This window comes from Roseibium album (assembly GCF_001404515.1).
In the GTDB taxonomy this organism is placed as follows: Bacteria; Pseudomonadota; Alphaproteobacteria; order Rhizobiales; family Stappiaceae; genus Roseibium; species Roseibium album.
The window spans coordinates 50,517-67,630 of sequence record NZ_CXWE01000004.1 but is presented as its reverse complement, the minus strand read 5'-3'; the positions used below and the strand labels follow the sequence as shown (position 1 = coordinate 67,630).

The window sequence follows — 17,114 nt, the reverse complement described above, 5'->3', positions numbered from 1 at the left end:
TAAGATTATGATTCGCAACGATTTTCCCGGTTTCAATTTCGACCTGGGCGAAACCGCCGACATGCTTCGAGACACGGTTCGTTCCTTCAGTCAGGACCGGATTGCACCGCTCGCCGAAAAGATAGACCGCGAAGACTGGTTCCCGAGGGAAATCTGGCCGGAAATGGGTGAACTCGGCCTGCACGGCATAACTGTTGAGGAAGAATGGGGTGGCTCCGGACTCGGATATCTGGAGCATTGCATCGCGATGGAGGAAGTCAGCCGTGCGTCGGCCTCGGTCGGACTGAGCTATGGCGCCCATTCCAATCTTTGCGTCAACCAGCTGCGACGCTGGGGGCGCGAAGACCAGAAAAAACGGTATCTGGAAAAGCTGATCACCGGCGAACATCTCGGTGCCCTGGCCATGTCAGAACCAGGGGCTGGATCCGATGTCGTGTCGATGAAGCTGCGCGCCGAAAGGAAAGGTGACCGCTACGTTCTCAACGGTACCAAGATGTGGATTACCAACGGTCCCACCGCAGACACGCTGATCATCTACGCCAAGACCGACCCGGATGCGGGCCCGAAGGGAATTACCGCATTTCTGGTCGAAAAGGACTTTTCCGGATTTTCCGTTGCGCAAAAGCTCGACAAGCTGGGCATGCGTGGCTCCGATACAGGTGAACTGGTTTTCCAGGACTGCGAAGTGCCGGAAGAAAACGTTCTTGGAGAAGTGGGCAAGGGTGTCAACGTCCTGATGTCGGGTCTCGACTATGAACGCGCCGTGCTCGCAGCCGGATCCGTCGGCATCATGCAGGCGGCCATGGATGTTGTTGTTCCTTACGTGCATGAGCGCGAGCAATTCGGGCAACCCATAGGAACCTTCCAGCTCGTGCAGGGCAAGGTTGCGGACATGTATGTCACGATGAACGCCACCAAGTCCTATGTGTATGCGGTTGCAAAAGCTTGTGACCGAGGAGAAACAACGCGAGAGGACGCTGCGGGGGCTATTCTCTATGCTGCGGAAAATGCAACGAAGGTCGCGCTCGACGCCATCCAGCTTCTCGGCGGCAACGGCTATATCAACGAATACCCCACGGGACGTCTCTTGCGCGATGCCAAGCTTTACGAGATCGGGGCAGGGACGTCGGAAATCCGCCGGATGCTGATCGGGCGGGAGATCTTCAACAAAACCACATGATGTGAAAACAAGCCGGATTTTAACGGAGCATCGGGCAGAGGAAACGATGGGAGCGAGCTGGTTTTCGCAAAAAGTGGAAAAACGGACCAGTCCACTGGATGGTACAGGACTTTTTGCAAAGGAGAAGATCAACGAAGGTGAACTGGTTGTCGTGAAGGGTGGGCACATTTTTGACCGCGTTGCCCGCGATAGGCTGGCAGAGACGCTTGGTCCTGCTGAAATTCAGATAGGTGACAATCTTTTCATCGGACCTCTGACGCCGGAAGAAAGAGTGGGCTCGATGATGCATCTCAATCACTCCTGTGATCCCAATGTCGGGATAAAGGGACAGATCTGTTTTCATGCCATGCATGTTGTTGAGCCCGGAGAAGAACTGACTTTTGACTATGCGACCGGCGACGACGATGACTGGACAATGATCTGCCGATGCGGGTCGGCGAGGTGCAGGAACGAGATTTCCGGCAAGGACTGGGAAATCGCCGAGCTTCAAAAGCGGTATGAAGGCTGGTTTTCCGAGTATCTTCAAATGAAGATTGAAAGATCGGTGGGTGTGTCGTGAAGCAGAGCAGACTGAATGAAAAATTCGACGCGAAATCACCTGCAGGTGCCGACATCCGCTTCATCATGGATGGTCCGACCGGGAACATGATCCATTCGACGGTGCCCTTGGGGCAGATCAATCGTGCGACACGGCACAAGACAGTCAGCGAATTCTGGCATGTGCTGGATGGCAAAGGACAGATCTGGCGATCTGACGGTCACAGCGAGAGCGTTGTCGATCTCTTGCCAGGTGTTTCGATCGACATTCCCGTCGGAACCGCATTTCAGTACCGAAGCGACGACAAGGAAGTCCTGAAGTTCATCTGCATTTCGATGCCACCCTGGCCGGGTGACGACGAAGCTGAATATGTCGATGGCATCTGGCAGGCAACTGTTACTGCCTAGTTTGTGACTTTTTCAGATGTATTGATCTCCATGCGCGAACTGATCGTACTGACAGGAGTTGGTTTTCGGGAACAGACATGTCTTCAAGAATTGCCCTGGTCCTTGGTTCTACAGGCGGTATCGGTTCCGCGTTGATGCGGTCCCTGAATTGCTCCGAGCAGTATGATGAGGTGATAGGTTTCAGCCGCTCGACGGTTCCCGGCCTTGATCTGCTCGATGAAGCATCCGTCGAGGCATGCGCCAACCGTGCCAGATCAATTTCAGGCTCAGTCGGGCTGGTTTTCGATGCGACGGGTGCGCTGACGCCCGAGGGAGTGCGTCCGGAGAAAAGCATGCGCGAGATTGATCCGGTCAATTTCGCAAGGTCATTTGCGATCAACGCGATCGGTCCCGCGCTGCTCATGAAACACTTTCTCCCGATTCTCCCGAGGGAGGAGCGAAGTGTTTTTGTGACTTTGTCGGCGCGAGTGGGATCGATCACCGACAACAGGGCAGGTGGCTGGTATGCCTACCGTGCTGCCAAGGCGGCGCTCAATCAGATCGTTCGAACCGCAGCGGTGGAACTGGCACGAAAGAAACCCAACGCCATTTGCGTTGCCTTGCATCCGGGAACAGTTCGCACATCTCTGACGGACGGCTTCTCCAAGACTGGTCTTGAAGTTCAGGAGCCGGAGGCTGCTTCGCAGAGCCTCCTGTCGGTCATCGATGGACTTTCACCAGAACAGTCGGGTCAGTTTTTCGATCATCGGGGCGCTGTCATTCCCTGGTAAGCCGGTTTTTGTTGAAGGCTTGCCATTTTCTGACAGTAATAGAGAACCGAGCCGAATGATCCCGGCGGCGCAGTCTAAAGGTGGCTTGCATGACAGATCCGTTTTTTCATCCGGTTTCCGGGTTTGAATTACCGCGCTTTGCAGGAGTACCAACCTTCATGCGATTGCCGCATGTCGGGTTGGACGATCCGAGGATTTCAAAGGTGCAGATCGGCCTGATCGGGACGCCATGGGATGGCGGGACAACGAACAGGCCAGGTCCGCGTCACGGCCCACGGCAGCTGAGGGACGCTTCGACAATGATTCGCGCCCAGAACGGAGCAACCGGGGTAAGACCGTTTGAACTCGTCAATTGCGCCGACCTGGGCGATGTCGGTCCAAACCCGGCAAGTGTCGATGACAGCCTTGATCGCATGACGGCGTTCTATGACGAAATCGTCGCAGCCGGTATCGTTCCACTGTCCGCAGGTGGAGATCATTTGTGTTCGCTGCCGATTCTCCGCTCGCTCGCAAAGACAAAGCCGCTGGGAATGATTCACTTCGACAGCCACACCGATCTGTTCAACAGTTATTTCGGCGGCATGCAATACACGCACGGCACACCATTCAGACGGGCCGTCGAAGAAGGATTGCTCGATCCCGCCCGCGTTGTTCAGATCGGCATTCGTGGTACCGCCTATGACTTCGAAGACCGTGACTTTGCGAAGAGCGTCGGCATCAGGGTTATTCCGATCGAGGAATTTCATGAGCGCGGTGCGGAGGATGTCATGGCTGAAGCCAGGGAAATCGCGGGAGACGGCGAGACATATGTTTCCTATGACATTGATTTTGTCGATCCGGCCTTTGCGCCCGGAACCGGCACACCCGAAGTGGGTGGACCGAATTCCTATCAGTCAATTCAGGTCGCTCGCATGCTGGATGGCGTGAATATCGTGGGAGCGGATCTGGTCGAAGTTTCACCGCCATTCGATCAAAGTGGTGGCACCGCGTTTCTTGGGGTCTCCATCATGTTCGAGATGCTCTGCAACATGGCCCTGGCTGTGACGAAACGCGAAAACTGACAGAACATCAAGGCGATAGTCCAATCATGACCGGCGAAACAGATCTGAAAATCCTGATATCCCACATGCGGCCGATGCTTGATCCGGAGCCGTATGTTTTTTGTACCTTTGCCAACAGGACATTTGAAGACCTGGCTGAATATGCACCGGTCGCCCTCTTTGCCGAGACAGAAGGAACGACCGCGATCCTGCCCGTTGAAAGGGCACGCGAATTGGGACTTGCGGATGCCGAATGGTTTCGGCGGATCACGTTAACCGTGCACTCTTCACTGGAGGCGGTCGGCCTGACGGCTGCGGTTGCCGGCGCGCTTGCGCAAGAAGGGATTTCAGCCAACGTGGTCGCCGCATTTTTCCACGACCATGTTTTCGTGCCCGCGGAAAGGGCCGATGAGGCGCTTCAGGCCTTGCGAAACATTGCAGACCTGGACAAATAGGTCTTTGCGCACGATCGGCCCGAGTTCCGGTTTTTCTCTTGCAATTTGTCCTCTGGCTTCCCATTCCTAAGCATGAGCAGTCAGGGGTTTTAAGCATGCAACGGGTCAAGCGACGTCTGTCGGCCATCATGTGCGCGGATGTTGCACAGTATTCCAAGTTGATGGAGCGGGACGAAGACGGGACACTGGACCGGCTGAAAGCTTACCGGGATGTCATGTCCGCGCTAACAGACAGACACAACGGCCGCATCGTCAATACCTGGGGTGATGCCGTCATCATCGAATTCGTTTCGGTGATTGAAGCGGTTCAGTGCGCGGTCGATATTCAAAATGAACTGTCGCTTCGCAACGCGGATCTTCCGGACCTCAACAGGATGGATTTTCGCATTGGAATCAATCTCGGCGACATCATGGTCGAAGGCGATGACATTTATGGTGATGGTGTGAATGTTGCCGCGCGACTTCAGGAACTCGCCCCGCGTGGCGGGATCATGCTGTCGCAATCTGTCTATGATCAGGTCAAAGCGAAGGTTGCACTCGGTTTTGATCCGCTTGGTCCGCAGAAGGTGAAAAATGTCAGCGATCCCGTTGAAACCTACTCCGTCAGGCTCGGCGGCCGAAACGCGCCGGCAGAAACTCCTGGCGAAAAAGACGTTGGCGGTGAGAGCGGTGATGCTGGGCATGACGCAGCCGGCCCGGCGAGCTGGGACAAGGACACCCGCGCCGTTGCGAATGGGTTTGAACAGGCGCGACGGTGGTTGCGTGCGCAGCCTCGACGCGTGAGAACGTGCGTTTTCATGATCGGATTGTTTTTCGTCCTGAACCTTCTGACGTCGGGTCTTTCGACCCTCTGGTTCGTGTGGCCGTCGCTTCCGTTTGCCGTGATGCTGGTGTGGCATTTCGTTGTCGGACGCAAGGGTGCTTCTTTTCCGGACACCCCCCGGCACGAAGAATAACCGGCGCGCATGGACCCTTGTTCCCGATTTGATAACTCTTATCGCGCTATTCAGATTTTCAAGGTTTGCGAGGAACCGCCACTTCGCTTACACATGGACCAAACAGGCATGGCGTTTGTCTTTTCGCCAGCCCTTCAATCAGCCGGCCCGGCCGGTGCAACAGCCAAGGGAGCTTAATCCTGCGCATGAAAAACTATTCGACCCCGGTGCCAGCACGCCTCGACGATGACGATGAGGACAAATCCAAGGGCCAGCCGTCAATTCAGGTCGACAAGCACCTGTTTGAAGCGCGAACTGTTCTGATTACCGGACCAGTGAGCCAGGACATGGCGCGCGATGTTTGTGCGCGCCTTCTGGCCCTTGCACAGGTCTCCAATGATCCGATCACGGTGATCGTTTCTTCTCCGGGCGGGCACGTTGAATCAGGTGACATGATCCATGACACGATCAAGTTCATCGCACCCGAAGTGCGCATTCTCGGCATGGGATGGGTGGCAAGTGCCGGTGCATTGATCTACGTGTCAGTTCCCAAGGACAAGCGGTTCTGCACACCCAATACCCGCTTCCTCCTGCATCAACCGTCCGGTGGAGCCGGCGGCATGGCAACGGATATCGAGATCCAGGCCAAGGAAATCATCAAGATGCGGGATCGACTCAACAAGATTTTCGCCGATGCGACCGGTCAACCGATTGAACGAATTGAAAAAGATACGGACCGCGACTACTGGATGAGCCCGGAAGAAGGCATCGAATACGGCCTTGTGGGCAAAGTCGTTACGAGTGTCGAAGAACTGGGCTGACAATCGTCCATTTCGAGAACAAAACGCCGGCGCTGGATCGCCGGCGTTTTTGTTACGAGATACTACCGCGCGCTGTTAAGCGCTGATGAGTTCCTGCTCAACTGAATAGACCATGATCGGGTCGACAGGCCTCGGATCCAGAACCTGGGGCTGCAAGGCGTCCATCAAACTGCGGAACTCGGCTTCATCATTTTCATTTCTGCTGCCGGCAAAAAACACGACGACCAGGTGGTCGACAAAACGCTCGTACACATCCGTGCAAGTACAGATGGGTGACAGGAGTTCACAAACCGGCTTGCCATCGTAGAACGGGGCTCCACCGGCAAGAAAGATCAGGAATTCGGTCAGGTCGTCGGAGTGCTCAAACTCCTGACGGAACATTGTGACATCGAAACAGGGGTCCTGCTCCAGCCGCGCCTGCAAGCGTGGCATTGATCTGACGACCGCTTCGCGTCCACCGAGTTTCATATAGAGTGTCATTTGGATACCCTCGACTGTGCCTTTCAACGATGAACACAGAATGCCGCAGTTCCGTTCACGCCCCTGTGACCTTGATCACGGTTATCACCTTTGTGAAAACCGACAATTATAACTCACAGCAAAAATGAGTGTTTTTCCTCCGCCGGATTGACCCGATTGTGGGAAAACGGCGGTAGCATCGCCGCATATTGTTACGTTCGAATTACAGATTTGTTTCGGTAATGTGGTCGTCGAAATCTCGAATAAAAGTGAGCATATCGCGAAAAATTATGTATTATTTTTAATATTGATAAGCGTTAATTTGCACTTGGGGAAATTATTTCCTTGAATTCTTTGTTGGAAAACTTTTTTGGAAGTTCTGTTTCCGTGGACAATTTGGCCATAAAATCGTCTACTTTAAGATACTCATATTTTTGCTGAAAAATGAACGCCGTGAGCTAATTTCATGTTTTTTTATCTTGCAAAAGTCGGTTACTTTTTTATCCAGCCTTCCAACTTTTTCATTGTACTTGCATTGCTCGGATTGTCAGTTGCCGCACTTGGCATCCGACGAAAAACCGGTATCCGCCTGGCGTGGTTCGGTGTTGTAGCGTTGGCTGTGTGCGGAATTTCCCCGGTGGCCAACTGGATCATCCTGCCGCTCGAAGAGCGGTTTCCACGGCCTGCGAGCGTTGAGGGATTTGATGGAATCATAGTGTTGGGTGGCGCCGTCGATACCATTGTCACCGGAGCACGCGGGGATACGGCCCTGACGACGTCCGGCGAGAGAATCACCATTACTGCGCGGTTGGCTTCCCAGATTCCGAAAGCCGTCGTGATTCATACCGGGGGGCAGGGCTTCATCGTCGCATCACAGGCGACCGAAGCAGAAGGGGCTGCCAGATTGTTCGAGGACTTTGGTATTCCGGCGGACAGAATCATACTGGAGGACGAGTCCAGAAATACCTGGGAAAACGCCGTACTAACAAAGGTGCTTGTCGATCCCCAACCTGAACAAAGCTGGCTTCTGGTAACGTCCGCCTATCATATGCCAAGAGCAATGGGTGTATTCGAAAGAGCAGGCTGGACTGGCCTGACTGCCTATCCAGTCGACTACAGAACTCGTGGAGAAGCGGACAGAATGCTTGGATTTTCAGGCGTTTCGAAAGGGTTGAGACGGTTTGATCTGGCATTCAGGGAGTGGATTGGGCTTGTTGTCTACCGGTTGACGGGGCGCAGTGCGTCACTTTTTCCAGAACCAAAATCCTAAAGATTGCCCGGACCGTTAACACTGGTTGAAAATCACCTCTTTTACTGTCCGCCGCAATGCACCATATGATGGGTGTCTCAGGGAACAAAAAGGACGTGGGCAGATGGTCCTTGAAGCGCCGATAGTCGCGGCAGACGTCGTACAGTGGCTCTATAGTGATGCGTCGTATCTCAATGATACGCTGGAAATTGTAAGTGAAATGGCTGCGCGCCTGCGCGACGGGAATGTGCCGGTCGACAGGGCGACCACCGGAATATGGGTGGTGCACCCCAACGTGAGGGCTGAGGCTTCGGTCTGGGCCAGTGACGGTACCAAGGAGCTTCGGCTCTATACTGCCGACAACAGCTCGGACGAAGACTATCAGAGCAGTCCGATCCAACGCGTTCATCAAACCAATCAGGCCGTGAGGGTCCGGATTTCGGAGCGTCCCGAGGAAGCAGAAGAGTTTCCGGTCGCGATTGACCTCCGCGATGAAGGGTACACGGACTATATCGCGTTGCCGATGCCGTTTTCGGACGGATCAGTCAAGGTCGCAAGCTTTGCGACCAAGGCGCCGGGCGGCTTCAGGTCCGGGCACATAAGCGTTTTTGAATCCCTTATCCGTCCACTTGCACTGGTGTGTGAACTGAAAACGCTCCGAAGAACCGCGGAAACGGTTCTGGATACCTATGTCGGTCCGCGTGCGGGGTCGAAGGTTCTCGACGGAACAACGCGACGCGGACAGGGAGAGTGGATCAAGGCCGTCGTAAGCTTTGCCGATATTCGCGGTTTCACGCGATTGTCCAACACGCTTCCTGCCGACATGATCGTGAATTTCCTGAACAAGTATTTTGGTGCCATGACTGCCGCTGTCGAAGCGCATGGTGGAGAAGTGCTCAAGTTCATCGGCGATGAAGTCATGGCAATCTTTCCTTACGAGACCGAAGAGGAAGCTCGTGATGCCGCCAGGCGTGCTCTGCTTGCAGCGCGTGACACGCTTGGCCGGATCGACGAGATAAACCGGTCTAACAAATGTGCCCAGACCCCAGACTTGAGCGTTGGAATTGCACTGCATGCCGGTGATGTCTTTTATGGCAATGTCGGCAGTGAAACACGGCTCGATTTCACGGTGGTCGGTCCGGTCGTCAATCTGGCAGCCCGAATTGCGGAGCTTGCCAAGGACCTTCATCGTGAAGTTCTCGTCTCCGACGCGTTGTCAGACATCATGGGCTGCCGGTCGGGCCTGTTCGGTCGCTATCAGGTCAAGGGCTTTGACGATCCGGTTTCGGTCTACTCGCCTGATTTGCTCAGGGGGGACAAGCTGGGATACTGCCCTGACAACACGGCAACCCTGGCACGGGACACGAACTGACGACGAAGCAATACCAGAAGCACGGCCAGCGTGGTGACGGCAAAGACGAACGGGCCCGCGAACCAGCCAAGAAATCCGATTGCAAAGAACAGGGCTCTTTGGCCGCGATTGAAATGACGGCCGGCCAATACATTCAGGTCTCCGGCCTGAACGGCCATTTGCCGAATTTCGTTTTCACCCGCGTTACCCTTCTCCGGAACGGCGCCCATGACAATGCTTGCATAGTTGAAGAGCCGGTAGGCCCAGCCGAATTTGAAGAAGCTGTAGGCGAATATGAGCATCAGCCCCAGGACCTTGATTTCCCACAGCGCACGGCTGCTTTCGACCGGTATCGATAAATCGCCTGTAATCTGAACGATGCGATCGGTCGCTTCCAAAAGGGCAAAACCGCCTCCAATCGCGAGGAGCGCTGTAGACGCGAAAAAGGCTGTTCCCTGCTGCAGTCCGGTCATGATGGAAGTGTCCATGATGCGAACCTCGCGCTTGCTCATGGCGATCATCCAGCTGCGGCGGTACTCGTCCATCACGGCCGACAGGGTTCTGGTGCGCAGGGGACTGATGTCGACAATCAGGCTGAAGCCGAACCAGGCGACAAGAAACCACGCGGCCGCGGCAAGGTCCAGGTACGAAAGTGCGTGCATGCAATGACTTTCTTTTGGAAACAGAGCATTTTTAAAAAAGCATAAGCGGCTGAAAAAATGAAAGGTTTTCTGATCTGCAAAATTCAGGGGGCAGCTGCTCCTTTTTTGCGCTTGCGAAATGGTAAGGGATCGTTTACCTCCTCGCCCCAATGGCGCCATATTTCAATTTGCAGGGGACTGGCGTCTGAGAACAAGTGTAGGGATTTTATGGACGAAAACGTGCAGAAGTCTTGTTGGAGCGTCACTCTTTGGACTGTCGCTGCGGTAGGTGTCGCCTTGACGATGATCCTCCTTTTCAACGATGTGGAAAGCGCGCAACAAGCCGTCGCCGTTGCCAAGTAGGGCCAGCGGGACGTTTTCAATTGAAGGCGCAGCCGATGGCTGCGCCTTTTTCATTTCAATAACGATTTGAAGCACCTGCAGCGTTTGTCGGTGAAGAGTTCGGCCGGTTCTGTGGACCGAATACCTGACGAAACTCCACTTGGCGAACCACCGTGCGATTGCCGGGATAACTGATCAGGAGCCCGGAATACCCCGAATTTCCAAATGGCATCATCACCAAACGTGCCAGTCCGAGGTCTGGCCAGGCCAGTTCCGCACCCCAGGACGGGATATCCCGCGGAGACCAGGACGGGTTCATTGCTTCAATATCGCTCCAACGCAACAGACTTGTGCCGTCAGCATCCCAGGCGAGGCCGGCAAGACCCGCCTCAAGAGGAAAGAGCTCTATTCTCGTGCCGCCGAGGGTCAGGATCAGCGATCCGTCGGCCGGAAAACCAATGTCGACCGTGCCGCCACGCAAGCCTGTGTCAATTGCCGTTCGGGTTCCATCGAGCTCCATGAAGGCAGCGGTATTGATGATCCTGAATTGGCCCACCGGCAATTCCGGCTGGGCACTTGTCGGGATCACCAGAAACAGGAAAGCCAGAATGGTCGCGATATGTCTTGCCATGCACGGCTCCAGATTGGTGTCCGGCGCACGATAGTGTGTGACATATTTAGAAAGTGTTGGCCCGAAAACCCGCCCGGCAGCACTTTAGATTGCTGCACCGCTATCTCGACAGAGAAACGACCATGTCCTCGATCGTGGAATGCTCCGGTTGCCAGCCGGTTGCCCGAGTTGTCTGGGTGACATCGATTTTTTGGGACAACGCGTAGCCGGCGCTCCAGTCCGTTTCCGGAGGAACGGCCTTGTCGGCCTGAACCGTCTCGATTTCCAGGGGCAGACCGTGCCGGGCCGAAATGTGGGCAGCCAGATGACGAACCGAAATGCCGGATATGCTGCTTGCCATCAATGTCATTCTGAAACGGGCCTGCCGGAGTGCCAGAACGTAGAGCGCTGCCAGATCGTTTGCCTCGACAAGCGGCCAAAGCGTCTCGGAGGCCGCGCGCGTCCTGAATGGTCTGCCTGCCTTCAGTGCTTCCGTCATTTCGGCGATCGGTCCTGATAACCTGCTGCAGACGAGAGCCGGGTGGATCACCACAAGGTTCAGATCCGTGCCATGAGACAGCGTCCGGATGGTTTCCGCCATGAACCGGAAGGCAGGGACGGGGGCAAACGGGGTTTTTTCCGTGATAGCCTGTGTGCCCTGTACGGAAGGAAAGAGCCAGATGCCTCCGGTATAGATAAGCTTAAGGGGTTGTTTCCTGTGCTTGGTGGCCTGCTTGAGCGCCAGCATTGAAAGTCGGTCGATCCTGCCCATATCCGCTGCAAATGTCGCACCGGCGTGTATGACTGCGTCGCAGGACGCTGCCCTGCCAACCCAACTTTCAGCGTGTTTCAGGTCACCGGGAAAAGCGCTGGCACCGAAGGCGCGCAACTTGTCGGAGGCGGCCTCCGATCGCGCCAGAGCGATGACACGAGCCCCCTTGGAAAGCAACTCTTTGACAACGGCTGCACCGATCAGGCCGGTGCCACCGGTTACGAACACGTCCATCTTAAAAGAGAACCCTGTTCGCGAGTTGCACGCAAGTTTTTGATGTGGGGAGCTGTGCACAATCCACCGACGTTTACTCATGCCAGCTTGACCTCGCGGACAGGCCTGCTAGGTCAAAAGAATGACGTTGCATCTGGTGAAACTCTGTGTCGGCGCCGACAGCGCGGAATCTCTTCAGGCCTCGATCGATTTTCGGATCGAGCAGGCCCGGTTGGCAGGGCTGGAGGAAGTAACGACACACACCACGCGCATGGTACCGACCCGCAAGGACGATTTGCTGGAAGGCGGTTCGCTCTATTGGGTGATCAAGGGCAAGATCCAGGTTCGCCAGCATCTGATCGATATTCGTCCCTTCACGGACGATGCCGGTATCAAGAGATGCGACCTCGTGCTCGAACCAAGGTTGATCCTCACGAGATACCAGCCGAGGCGCCCGTTTCAGGGATGGCGGTATCTGAAAGCGGATGACGCACCCGCGGACATGCGGCTGGCCGCGGAGACCAAAGCCATGTCGGACGCCATGCGCCAGGATCTGACGGAACTCTGTCTGCTATGATCGCATGAAGGCATCCAACTGCCTGTTCATGTTTCGTCGTTCGGCGTCAGCGCCTTACCCAAATGCTTGAAGAGCTGGTCAAAATCCGGCCACGACCGGTCCAGTTTGGGGTTTTCCTTCTTGCGGGTCATGGAAAGCTGGGAATAACCGTGGACCAGTGACCAGACCAGGACCTCTATGTCTTCTTTCGGTGTCCCGGAGGCGACAAAAGGTGCACAAGCCTCCCGGAGGATGGCGTATGCGCGTTCGGAGTGCGAGCAGAAAAACTCGTCGTCCTCATTGAACTTCTGTCCGGAAAAGATGAACAGAAACAAAGCTGGATGATCCGACGCATAGTCGATGTAACCGTGGCAAATAGCAGACAGGCGATCCCGGGGGGAAGGACCGGCCCCGTCCAGCCGTCTTGTCATGGCCTCGCAAAACAGCTGGAAGCCACGCGCAGCGATCGCGGTCGAAAGGCCCATTATGTTCTTGAAATGATAGCCGGGTGCGGCGTGTGAAACTCCCGCCATCGTAGCACATTCTCGGAGCGAAAGGCCGTCTGCCCCCCGTATTCGCAGAAGCTCGACACCAGCGTCAATCAGTGCCGTTTTCAGGTCGCGATCCGTTCTTCGCCTTGTCGTTTGTTCATCCACCATGTGACCGTCTTCATCGATTGTCTTGACAGTGTCAAGTTTGATCTTATCTTGACACTGTCAAGTTGGAGGAGAGGCATGGAACAGGTTTTGAAACTAACAGGCCGTATTGCGTTCTGGGCAAGCGTCATTTCATCGGTTCTTGTGGCGCTTGTTTCCTACAGGTTTGTTCCACTCGGTGTGGAAATCGCCATGGATTTCGTTTCACACAATTTGGCGGGAAACAGTCTGGCGCTCTTTGCGCATATCGCTGTCGCACCGGTTGCTCTCTTTCTGATGCCGTTTCAGTTCATGTCCGGATTGCGCCGCAAACACCCCTCGCTTCACCGTTGGGTTGGACGGATCTACGTTGCGGCGGTCGTGATTTCCGGTGTTGCCGGTTTTCAGCTGGCGTTTCATTCAACGGCCGGTGTTTTCGCGAGTGCCGGATTTGCTTCGTTGGCCGTTGTCTGGCTCTGGACAACACTCGGTGCGCTGTATTTTGCGCTCACAAGGCAGTTTGCCAGGCATCGCGACTGGATGCTCCGTTCCGCTGCCTTGACCTTTGCGGCGGTAACATTGCGTGTTTATCTGGGGTCATCGATGGCACTGGGCGCCGAATTTCAGGTGGCCTACCCGATCATCAGTTGGGCGTGTTGGATGCCAAATGCGATATTGGTCGAGACATACCTGCTGATGCGTGGCAGGCGAAGCTATCTGTTGGCCAATCAAACCAGGTGAATCGAAATCTCATCTAGTTTGGGATGAAGACAGCTGCTGTGCTTGCCAAATCAGACCGGCAGGCCCAATTTGAATGTATCGAGCGCAGCAGGGACGAATATGAATGGCGAAAACAGATCTGGACGCGACGGGGAAACCTGTCCGGAAAAAAGGCGATTTGCCTTCGGCCGCGTCCGATATCTCTGCCTTTCTTGAGAAAGCGAAGGAAATCGAGCCAAAAGCAGGGAGCGATGGCCGACTGATTTTTGCGCTCGACGCAACCATGAGCCGACAGCCGACCTGGGACAGGGCCTGTCACATTCAGTCTGAAATGTTTCAGGAAGCAGACCATATCGGTGGTTTGAAGATCAAGCTGGTCTATTTTCGCGGCTTTGGAGAATGCAGAGCGTCGCGCTGGTTCGAGCGCAGTGATGATCTCGCAAAGGCCATGAGCCGGATCTCCGTTCAGGGCGGACGTACTCAGATCAGCAAAGTGCTTTCCGCGGCTCTCCAGTCAGCCGCGGACGACAAGATTGCCGCTGTGGTCTATGTCGGCGATTGTATGGAAGAAGATGTGGATATTCTTTGCGACAAAGCCGGACAACTCGGGTTGATGGGCGTACCGGTGTTCTTGTTTCAGGAAGGGCGAGACGCCATTGCGGAACAGGCGTTTCGCGAGATGGCACGCTTGTCCAAAGGAGCCTATTGTCCCTTTGATGCGGGGTCTGCACAGCAGCTTGCCGAGCTCTTGAAAGCGGTTGCGGTATTTGCAAGTGGCGGACACAACGCACTTGTGGCACTTGAACGCAAAGGCGGGCAGGGAGCCCGTCTGCTTCTGCAGCAAATCAAATCTGACTGATGTTCTATTTTCTTATCGGACTGATCCTGCTCACTGCCGTCATCTTGGGTGCGCGCAGTTTTGTTCAGGCCAATCCCGGCGATCTCGCCCGCCAGCTTCGCAAGTACGGCGGAATTCTTCTTCTTGCCCTGGGTGCCGTCTTCATGCTGACCGGGCGGTTCATGTTCGCAATACCGCTGATAGGGTTTGGTCTGTCTCTTCTTGGGGTTGCCGGTCTCGGTCGCCTGACAGGAAGCTACAAGCCGAACAAGGCATCAGGTCAAAGATCCAGGGTGCGAACTGCAATGGTCGAAATGGAACTGGATCACGATACCGGTGAAATGACCGGTCTGATTCTGGCAGGAGGTTTTCAAGGCCGCAGGCTGGACGAACTAAGCGACCAGGACCTGCTTTCGTTCTGGCAGGAATGTGGCCAGGACGAACAAAGTTGCAAGCTAGTCGAAGCTTATCTCGACCGCAGGCTTGCCGGATGGCGTGAACACTTCCAGTCTGATGGAACAGAGGGGCAGGGAAGCCCGGCGAGCTCTGGCCCCATGACAGATGAGGAGGCCTACGAGATCCTGGGGCTTTCTCCCGATGCCGGGGACGCGGAAATTCGAGCCGCGCATCGCAGGCTCATGATGCGGGTTCATCCCGACAAAGGAGGATCCGGTTTCCTCGCGGCGAAAATCAACGAGGCTAAAGACACGCTTCTCAGAAGACATTGACGACATCCGTTACGCAGTTACTGATAGATGGCGAAGCAGGCGAATTTTGCCTTTTTCAGTGTACTGCAGGCCTTGCGGGCTGCGGTCTTGTTTTTGAAGCCAACAAAGCGCGCGCGGTAGAGCGTTTGTCCGTTGGCTTCAACGGGTTCTGTGTATGGTGAACGTCCACGAAGAGCCGCTCCCGTTCTGGCCTTGGCTTTCTTCAGAAGTGCAACGGCCTGGTTCTCGGTCTCCGAAGCGGCAATCTGCACCTGCCAGCCCGGTTCGATATCCGGCGTATCGCTGGTCGCAACAGTGATGGTGTCATCCTTCGACTGGCTTTCGACAACCGGCAGCGCGGTCGCCGATGCTGCCGCCACTTTCACGTTCGATGCAGTAACTTCGGGCGCCGGGACCGTTTCAATCTTGACCGTCTCCACAGTGATTGTCTTCGCCGGGATCGGTCGGCCTTCACTATCTGGCTGGGAAGTGGTGCGTCTGGTCACATCTGCCCTTGCAGCGTCGAGCAGTGCTTTTTTCGAGACTGAATTCGTCGTCAGATCCAGATCAGGACTTTCACGGCGGATCGGAGGCAGCGCGGTTGCGACTGCGAATGTCTCGTCAAAACGCTGTTTGACAATCTTGGGAGGTATTGGAACCGCGTCTCCAAAACCCGGTACAGTTACGGGCTCGGTCTTAACTGAAGCTGTGGTGACGGAGGCAACGGAAGGTGTTGGCACCGGAGCAGCGATCGGTTTTTCAGCCGCATTGAAGGCAAGAACCATCGGGGCTCCTGACGCAGGCTTTTGAGTGCTACCCGGCTTTACCCTTGGCAATGGCGGTTGAGCCAGGGCCGAGGCAACAAAGATCGGTGCGCCGCTGCGCTTGGCTATCATGGGAACGGTTTTCTTGCCACGGCTTGCCTTGGACAGGTAGCGGCTGATCAGCTTGGTCATCTGGGCGTTTCTGGATGCACCGGACCTGCCGCCCATCACAACGGCAACAATCTGTCGGCCGTTCCGGTTGACCGAAGTGACGAGATTGAATCCGGATGCCCTGATATAGCCGGTCTTGATGCCGTCAACACCCTTCACACGGCCAAGAAGCTTGTTGTGGTTGCCGTAAGTGCGGCCGTTGTACTTGTAGGACCGCGTTTTGAAATAGCCGTAATACTGCGGGTAGTGTTCTTGAATCGCTCGTCCAAGGGTCGCCATATCCCGAGCAGTTGTCCGTTGGCCGGAATTCGGCAAACCATGCGGGTTCCTAAAGGTCGTCTTTTTCATGCCCAGTGACCGCGCCGTGCTCGTCATGCGTTGGGCGAACTTTTTCTCGGACCCGGAAATGTTCTCGGCAACAACTGTTGCGACATCATTTGCGGATTTGGTCACCAGCGCAAGGATTGCGTCCTTGACCTTGATGGATTTTCCCGGCTTCAGGCCCAATTTGGATGGTGGCCGGCCCGCAGCATACTTGGACACCTTCAGGCGGGAATTGAGCGTAAGGCGTCCGGCCGAGAGCTCTTCGAAAACCACGTACAGGGTCATGATCTTCGTGAGCGACGCAGGATACCGGTAGGCATCGGCAGATGATGCGTACAGTGTCTTGCCGGTTTTGGCGTCAACAACAATCCCGGCATATTTGGAATTGGCCATCGCCGTGACTGGAAGCAAGATCAGCAACACGCCGAGTACCAGAATTTTTCCCACTTGGGTTATCGCTATTGCATTGCGAAGAAAACGCATACCAAACACAGTTACTTTCCCAATCCGGGTCACACGTTTCTGATTGAAGCCTGGCGGGTTGGATCATTTCCCCCTGCGATTCAAGCCGCAGCTCCGTGATGTCCAGTTCATTTGATGGAATCACGGTTACAAA

Annotated in this window: 20 protein-coding genes; 14 read left to right on the top strand and 6 right to left on the bottom strand. The window is 55.2% G+C overall.

Annotated elements, in window-relative coordinates; all coding sequences use genetic code 11:
- Positions 1-7: 7 nt before the first annotated feature.
- From LA5095_RS13470 to LA5095_RS13435, 8 genes are all read left to right on the top strand, one after another.
- The gene (locus LA5095_RS13470) at positions 8-1,180 is read left to right on the top strand and encodes an isovaleryl-CoA dehydrogenase (RefSeq protein ID WP_055115831.1); all 1,173 of its coding nucleotides are present in this window, start codon (positions 8-10) and stop codon (positions 1,178-1,180) included.
- A gap of 46 nt (positions 1,181-1,226) precedes the next feature.
- The gene (locus tag LA5095_RS13465) at positions 1,227-1,739 is read left to right on the top strand and encodes an SET domain-containing protein (RefSeq protein ID WP_055115829.1); all 513 of its coding nucleotides are present in this window, start codon (positions 1,227-1,229) and stop codon (positions 1,737-1,739) included.
- Positions 1,736-2,125 carry a cupin domain-containing protein gene (locus tag LA5095_RS13460; protein WP_055115827.1) on the top strand — a complete coding sequence of 130 codons (390 nt, stop codon included), beginning with the start codon at positions 1,736-1,738 and terminating at the stop codon, positions 2,123-2,125. The genes LA5095_RS13465 and LA5095_RS13460 overlap by 4 nt, the downstream gene beginning before the upstream one ends.
- A gap of 77 nt (positions 2,126-2,202) precedes the next feature.
- Positions 2,203-2,895 (top strand): SDR family oxidoreductase, encoded by a 693-nt coding sequence (locus LA5095_RS13455; protein ID WP_055115826.1) that lies wholly within the window; start codon positions 2,203-2,205, stop codon positions 2,893-2,895.
- 89 nt (positions 2,896-2,984) lie between these two features.
- The gene (speB, locus tag LA5095_RS13450; protein ID WP_055115824.1) at positions 2,985-3,956 is read left to right on the top strand and encodes an agmatinase; all 972 of its coding nucleotides are present in this window, start codon (positions 2,985-2,987) and stop codon (positions 3,954-3,956) included.
- 26 nt (positions 3,957-3,982) lie between these two features.
- A complete protein-coding gene (locus LA5095_RS13445) occupies positions 3,983-4,390 on the top strand; it encodes an ACT domain-containing protein (RefSeq protein ID WP_055115822.1) in 408 nt (135 codons plus the stop codon).
- A gap of 95 nt (positions 4,391-4,485) precedes the next feature.
- Entirely contained in the window at positions 4,486-5,346 is an 861-nt protein-coding gene (locus tag LA5095_RS13440; protein ID WP_055115820.1) for an adenylate/guanylate cyclase domain-containing protein, read from the top strand.
- 185 nt (positions 5,347-5,531) lie between these two features.
- Positions 5,532-6,146, top strand: coding sequence for an ATP-dependent Clp protease proteolytic subunit (locus LA5095_RS13435; protein ID WP_055115818.1), 615 nt, complete (start codon positions 5,532-5,534; stop codon positions 6,144-6,146).
- 75 nt (positions 6,147-6,221) lie between these two features.
- Here the strand turns inward: LA5095_RS13435 and LA5095_RS13430 are convergent, their stop codons facing one another.
- A complete protein-coding gene (locus tag LA5095_RS13430; RefSeq protein WP_055115816.1) occupies positions 6,222-6,626 on the bottom strand; it encodes a globin family protein in 405 nt (134 codons plus the stop codon).
- A gap of 445 nt (positions 6,627-7,071) precedes the next feature.
- On the opposite strand from LA5095_RS13430, the gene LA5095_RS13425 reads away from it, so the two are divergent.
- Complete coding sequence (locus LA5095_RS13425; RefSeq protein ID WP_055115814.1) at positions 7,072-7,875, top strand: YdcF family protein; 804 nt, start codon at positions 7,072-7,074, stop codon at positions 7,873-7,875.
- Between the two features lie 103 nt (positions 7,876-7,978).
- Entirely contained in the window at positions 7,979-9,226 is a 1,248-nt protein-coding gene (locus tag LA5095_RS13420) for an adenylate/guanylate cyclase domain-containing protein (protein ID WP_055115812.1), read from the top strand.
- On the opposite strand, the gene LA5095_RS13415 is transcribed toward LA5095_RS13420, so the two are convergent.
- The 3 genes from LA5095_RS13415 to LA5095_RS13400 form a co-directional block, all read right to left on the bottom strand.
- A complete protein-coding gene (locus LA5095_RS13415) occupies positions 9,145-9,867 on the bottom strand; it encodes a DUF599 domain-containing protein (RefSeq protein ID WP_055115810.1) in 723 nt (240 codons plus the stop codon). The genes LA5095_RS13420 and LA5095_RS13415 overlap by 82 nt on opposite strands.
- A 397-nt stretch (positions 9,868-10,264) precedes the next feature.
- Positions 10,265-10,819, bottom strand: a complete 555-nt coding sequence (locus tag LA5095_RS13405) for a hypothetical protein (protein ID WP_055115807.1) — start codon at positions 10,817-10,819, stop codon at positions 10,265-10,267.
- 100 nt (positions 10,820-10,919) lie between these two features.
- On the bottom strand, positions 10,920-11,804 hold the full coding sequence (locus LA5095_RS13400) for an NAD-dependent epimerase/dehydratase family protein (protein ID WP_055115805.1): 885 nt from the start codon (positions 11,802-11,804) through the stop codon (positions 10,920-10,922).
- A 121-nt stretch (positions 11,805-11,925) separates the two neighbouring features.
- Between LA5095_RS13400 and LA5095_RS13395 the strand changes: the two genes are divergently transcribed.
- A complete protein-coding gene (locus LA5095_RS13395) occupies positions 11,926-12,360 on the top strand; it encodes a DUF1489 family protein (RefSeq protein ID WP_055115803.1) in 435 nt (144 codons plus the stop codon).
- A 26-nt stretch (positions 12,361-12,386) separates the two neighbouring features.
- On the opposite strand, the gene LA5095_RS13390 is transcribed toward LA5095_RS13395, so the two are convergent.
- The gene (locus LA5095_RS13390; RefSeq protein WP_055115801.1) at positions 12,387-12,998 is read right to left on the bottom strand and encodes a TetR/AcrR family transcriptional regulator; all 612 of its coding nucleotides are present in this window, start codon (positions 12,996-12,998) and stop codon (positions 12,387-12,389) included.
- A 75-nt stretch (positions 12,999-13,073) separates the two neighbouring features.
- Here LA5095_RS13390 and LA5095_RS13385 point away from each other — a divergent pair, with 75 nt between their 5' ends.
- The 3 genes from LA5095_RS13385 to LA5095_RS13375 all read left to right on the top strand — a co-directional run bounded on the left by LA5095_RS13385 (position 13,074) and on the right by LA5095_RS13375 (position 15,260).
- Complete coding sequence (locus tag LA5095_RS13385) at positions 13,074-13,715, top strand: DUF2306 domain-containing protein (RefSeq protein ID WP_208992689.1); 642 nt, start codon at positions 13,074-13,076, stop codon at positions 13,713-13,715.
- Between the two features lie 103 nt (positions 13,716-13,818).
- Complete coding sequence (locus tag LA5095_RS13380) at positions 13,819-14,553, top strand: vWA domain-containing protein (RefSeq protein WP_055115800.1); 735 nt, start codon at positions 13,819-13,821, stop codon at positions 14,551-14,553.
- Entirely contained in the window at positions 14,553-15,260 is a 708-nt protein-coding gene (locus LA5095_RS13375) for a DnaJ domain-containing protein (RefSeq protein WP_055115798.1), read from the top strand. The genes LA5095_RS13380 and LA5095_RS13375 overlap by 1 nt, the downstream gene beginning before the upstream one ends.
- 17 nt (positions 15,261-15,277) lie before the next feature.
- Here the strand turns inward: LA5095_RS13375 and LA5095_RS13370 are convergent, their stop codons facing one another.
- Positions 15,278-16,945 (bottom strand): serine hydrolase, encoded by a 1,668-nt coding sequence (locus tag LA5095_RS13370; RefSeq protein ID WP_408008568.1) that lies wholly within the window; start codon positions 16,943-16,945, stop codon positions 15,278-15,280.
- Between the last annotated feature and the right edge of the window lie 169 nt (positions 16,946-17,114).

What these genes read in the sequence shown, in the direction of transcription:
- LA5095_RS13470 (WP_055115831.1), top strand. Translation starts at nt 8, where the DNA reads ATGATTCGCAACGATTTTCCCGGTTTCAATTTCGACCTGGGCGAAACC.
- LA5095_RS13465 (WP_055115829.1), top strand. Translation starts at nt 1,227, where the DNA reads ATGGGAGCGAGCTGGTTTTCGCAAAAAGTGGAAAAACGGACCAGTCCA.
- LA5095_RS13455 (WP_055115826.1), top strand. Translation starts at nt 2,203, where the DNA reads ATGTCTTCAAGAATTGCCCTGGTCCTTGGTTCTACAGGCGGTATCGGT.
- speB (WP_055115824.1), top strand. Translation starts at nt 2,985, where the DNA reads ATGACAGATCCGTTTTTTCATCCGGTTTCCGGGTTTGAATTACCGCGC.
- LA5095_RS13445 (WP_055115822.1), top strand. Translation starts at nt 3,983, where the DNA reads ATGACCGGCGAAACAGATCTGAAAATCCTGATATCCCACATGCGGCCG.
- LA5095_RS13440 (WP_055115820.1), top strand. Translation starts at nt 4,486, where the DNA reads ATGCAACGGGTCAAGCGACGTCTGTCGGCCATCATGTGCGCGGATGTT.
- LA5095_RS13435 (WP_055115818.1), top strand. Translation starts at nt 5,532, where the DNA reads ATGAAAAACTATTCGACCCCGGTGCCAGCACGCCTCGACGATGACGAT.
- LA5095_RS13430 (WP_055115816.1), bottom strand. Translation starts at nt 6,626, where the DNA reads ATGACACTCTATATGAAACTCGGTGGACGCGAAGCGGTCGTCAGATCA.
- LA5095_RS13425 (WP_055115814.1), top strand. Translation starts at nt 7,072, where the DNA reads ATGTTTTTTTATCTTGCAAAAGTCGGTTACTTTTTTATCCAGCCTTCC.
- LA5095_RS13420 (WP_055115812.1), top strand. Translation starts at nt 7,979, where the DNA reads ATGGTCCTTGAAGCGCCGATAGTCGCGGCAGACGTCGTACAGTGGCTC.
- LA5095_RS13415 (WP_055115810.1), bottom strand. Translation starts at nt 9,867, where the DNA reads ATGCACGCACTTTCGTACCTGGACCTTGCCGCGGCCGCGTGGTTTCTT.
- LA5095_RS13405 (WP_055115807.1), bottom strand. Translation starts at nt 10,819, where the DNA reads ATGGCAAGACATATCGCGACCATTCTGGCTTTCCTGTTTCTGGTGATC.
- LA5095_RS13400 (WP_055115805.1), bottom strand. Translation starts at nt 11,804, where the DNA reads ATGGACGTGTTCGTAACCGGTGGCACCGGCCTGATCGGTGCAGCCGTT.
- LA5095_RS13395 (WP_055115803.1), top strand. Translation starts at nt 11,926, where the DNA reads ATGACGTTGCATCTGGTGAAACTCTGTGTCGGCGCCGACAGCGCGGAA.
- LA5095_RS13390 (WP_055115801.1), bottom strand. Translation starts at nt 12,998, where the DNA reads ATGGTGGATGAACAAACGACAAGGCGAAGAACGGATCGCGACCTGAAA.
- LA5095_RS13385 (WP_208992689.1), top strand. Translation starts at nt 13,074, where the DNA reads ATGGAACAGGTTTTGAAACTAACAGGCCGTATTGCGTTCTGGGCAAGC.
- LA5095_RS13380 (WP_055115800.1), top strand. Translation starts at nt 13,819, where the DNA reads ATGGCGAAAACAGATCTGGACGCGACGGGGAAACCTGTCCGGAAAAAA.
- LA5095_RS13375 (WP_055115798.1), top strand. Translation starts at nt 14,553, where the DNA reads ATGTTCTATTTTCTTATCGGACTGATCCTGCTCACTGCCGTCATCTTG.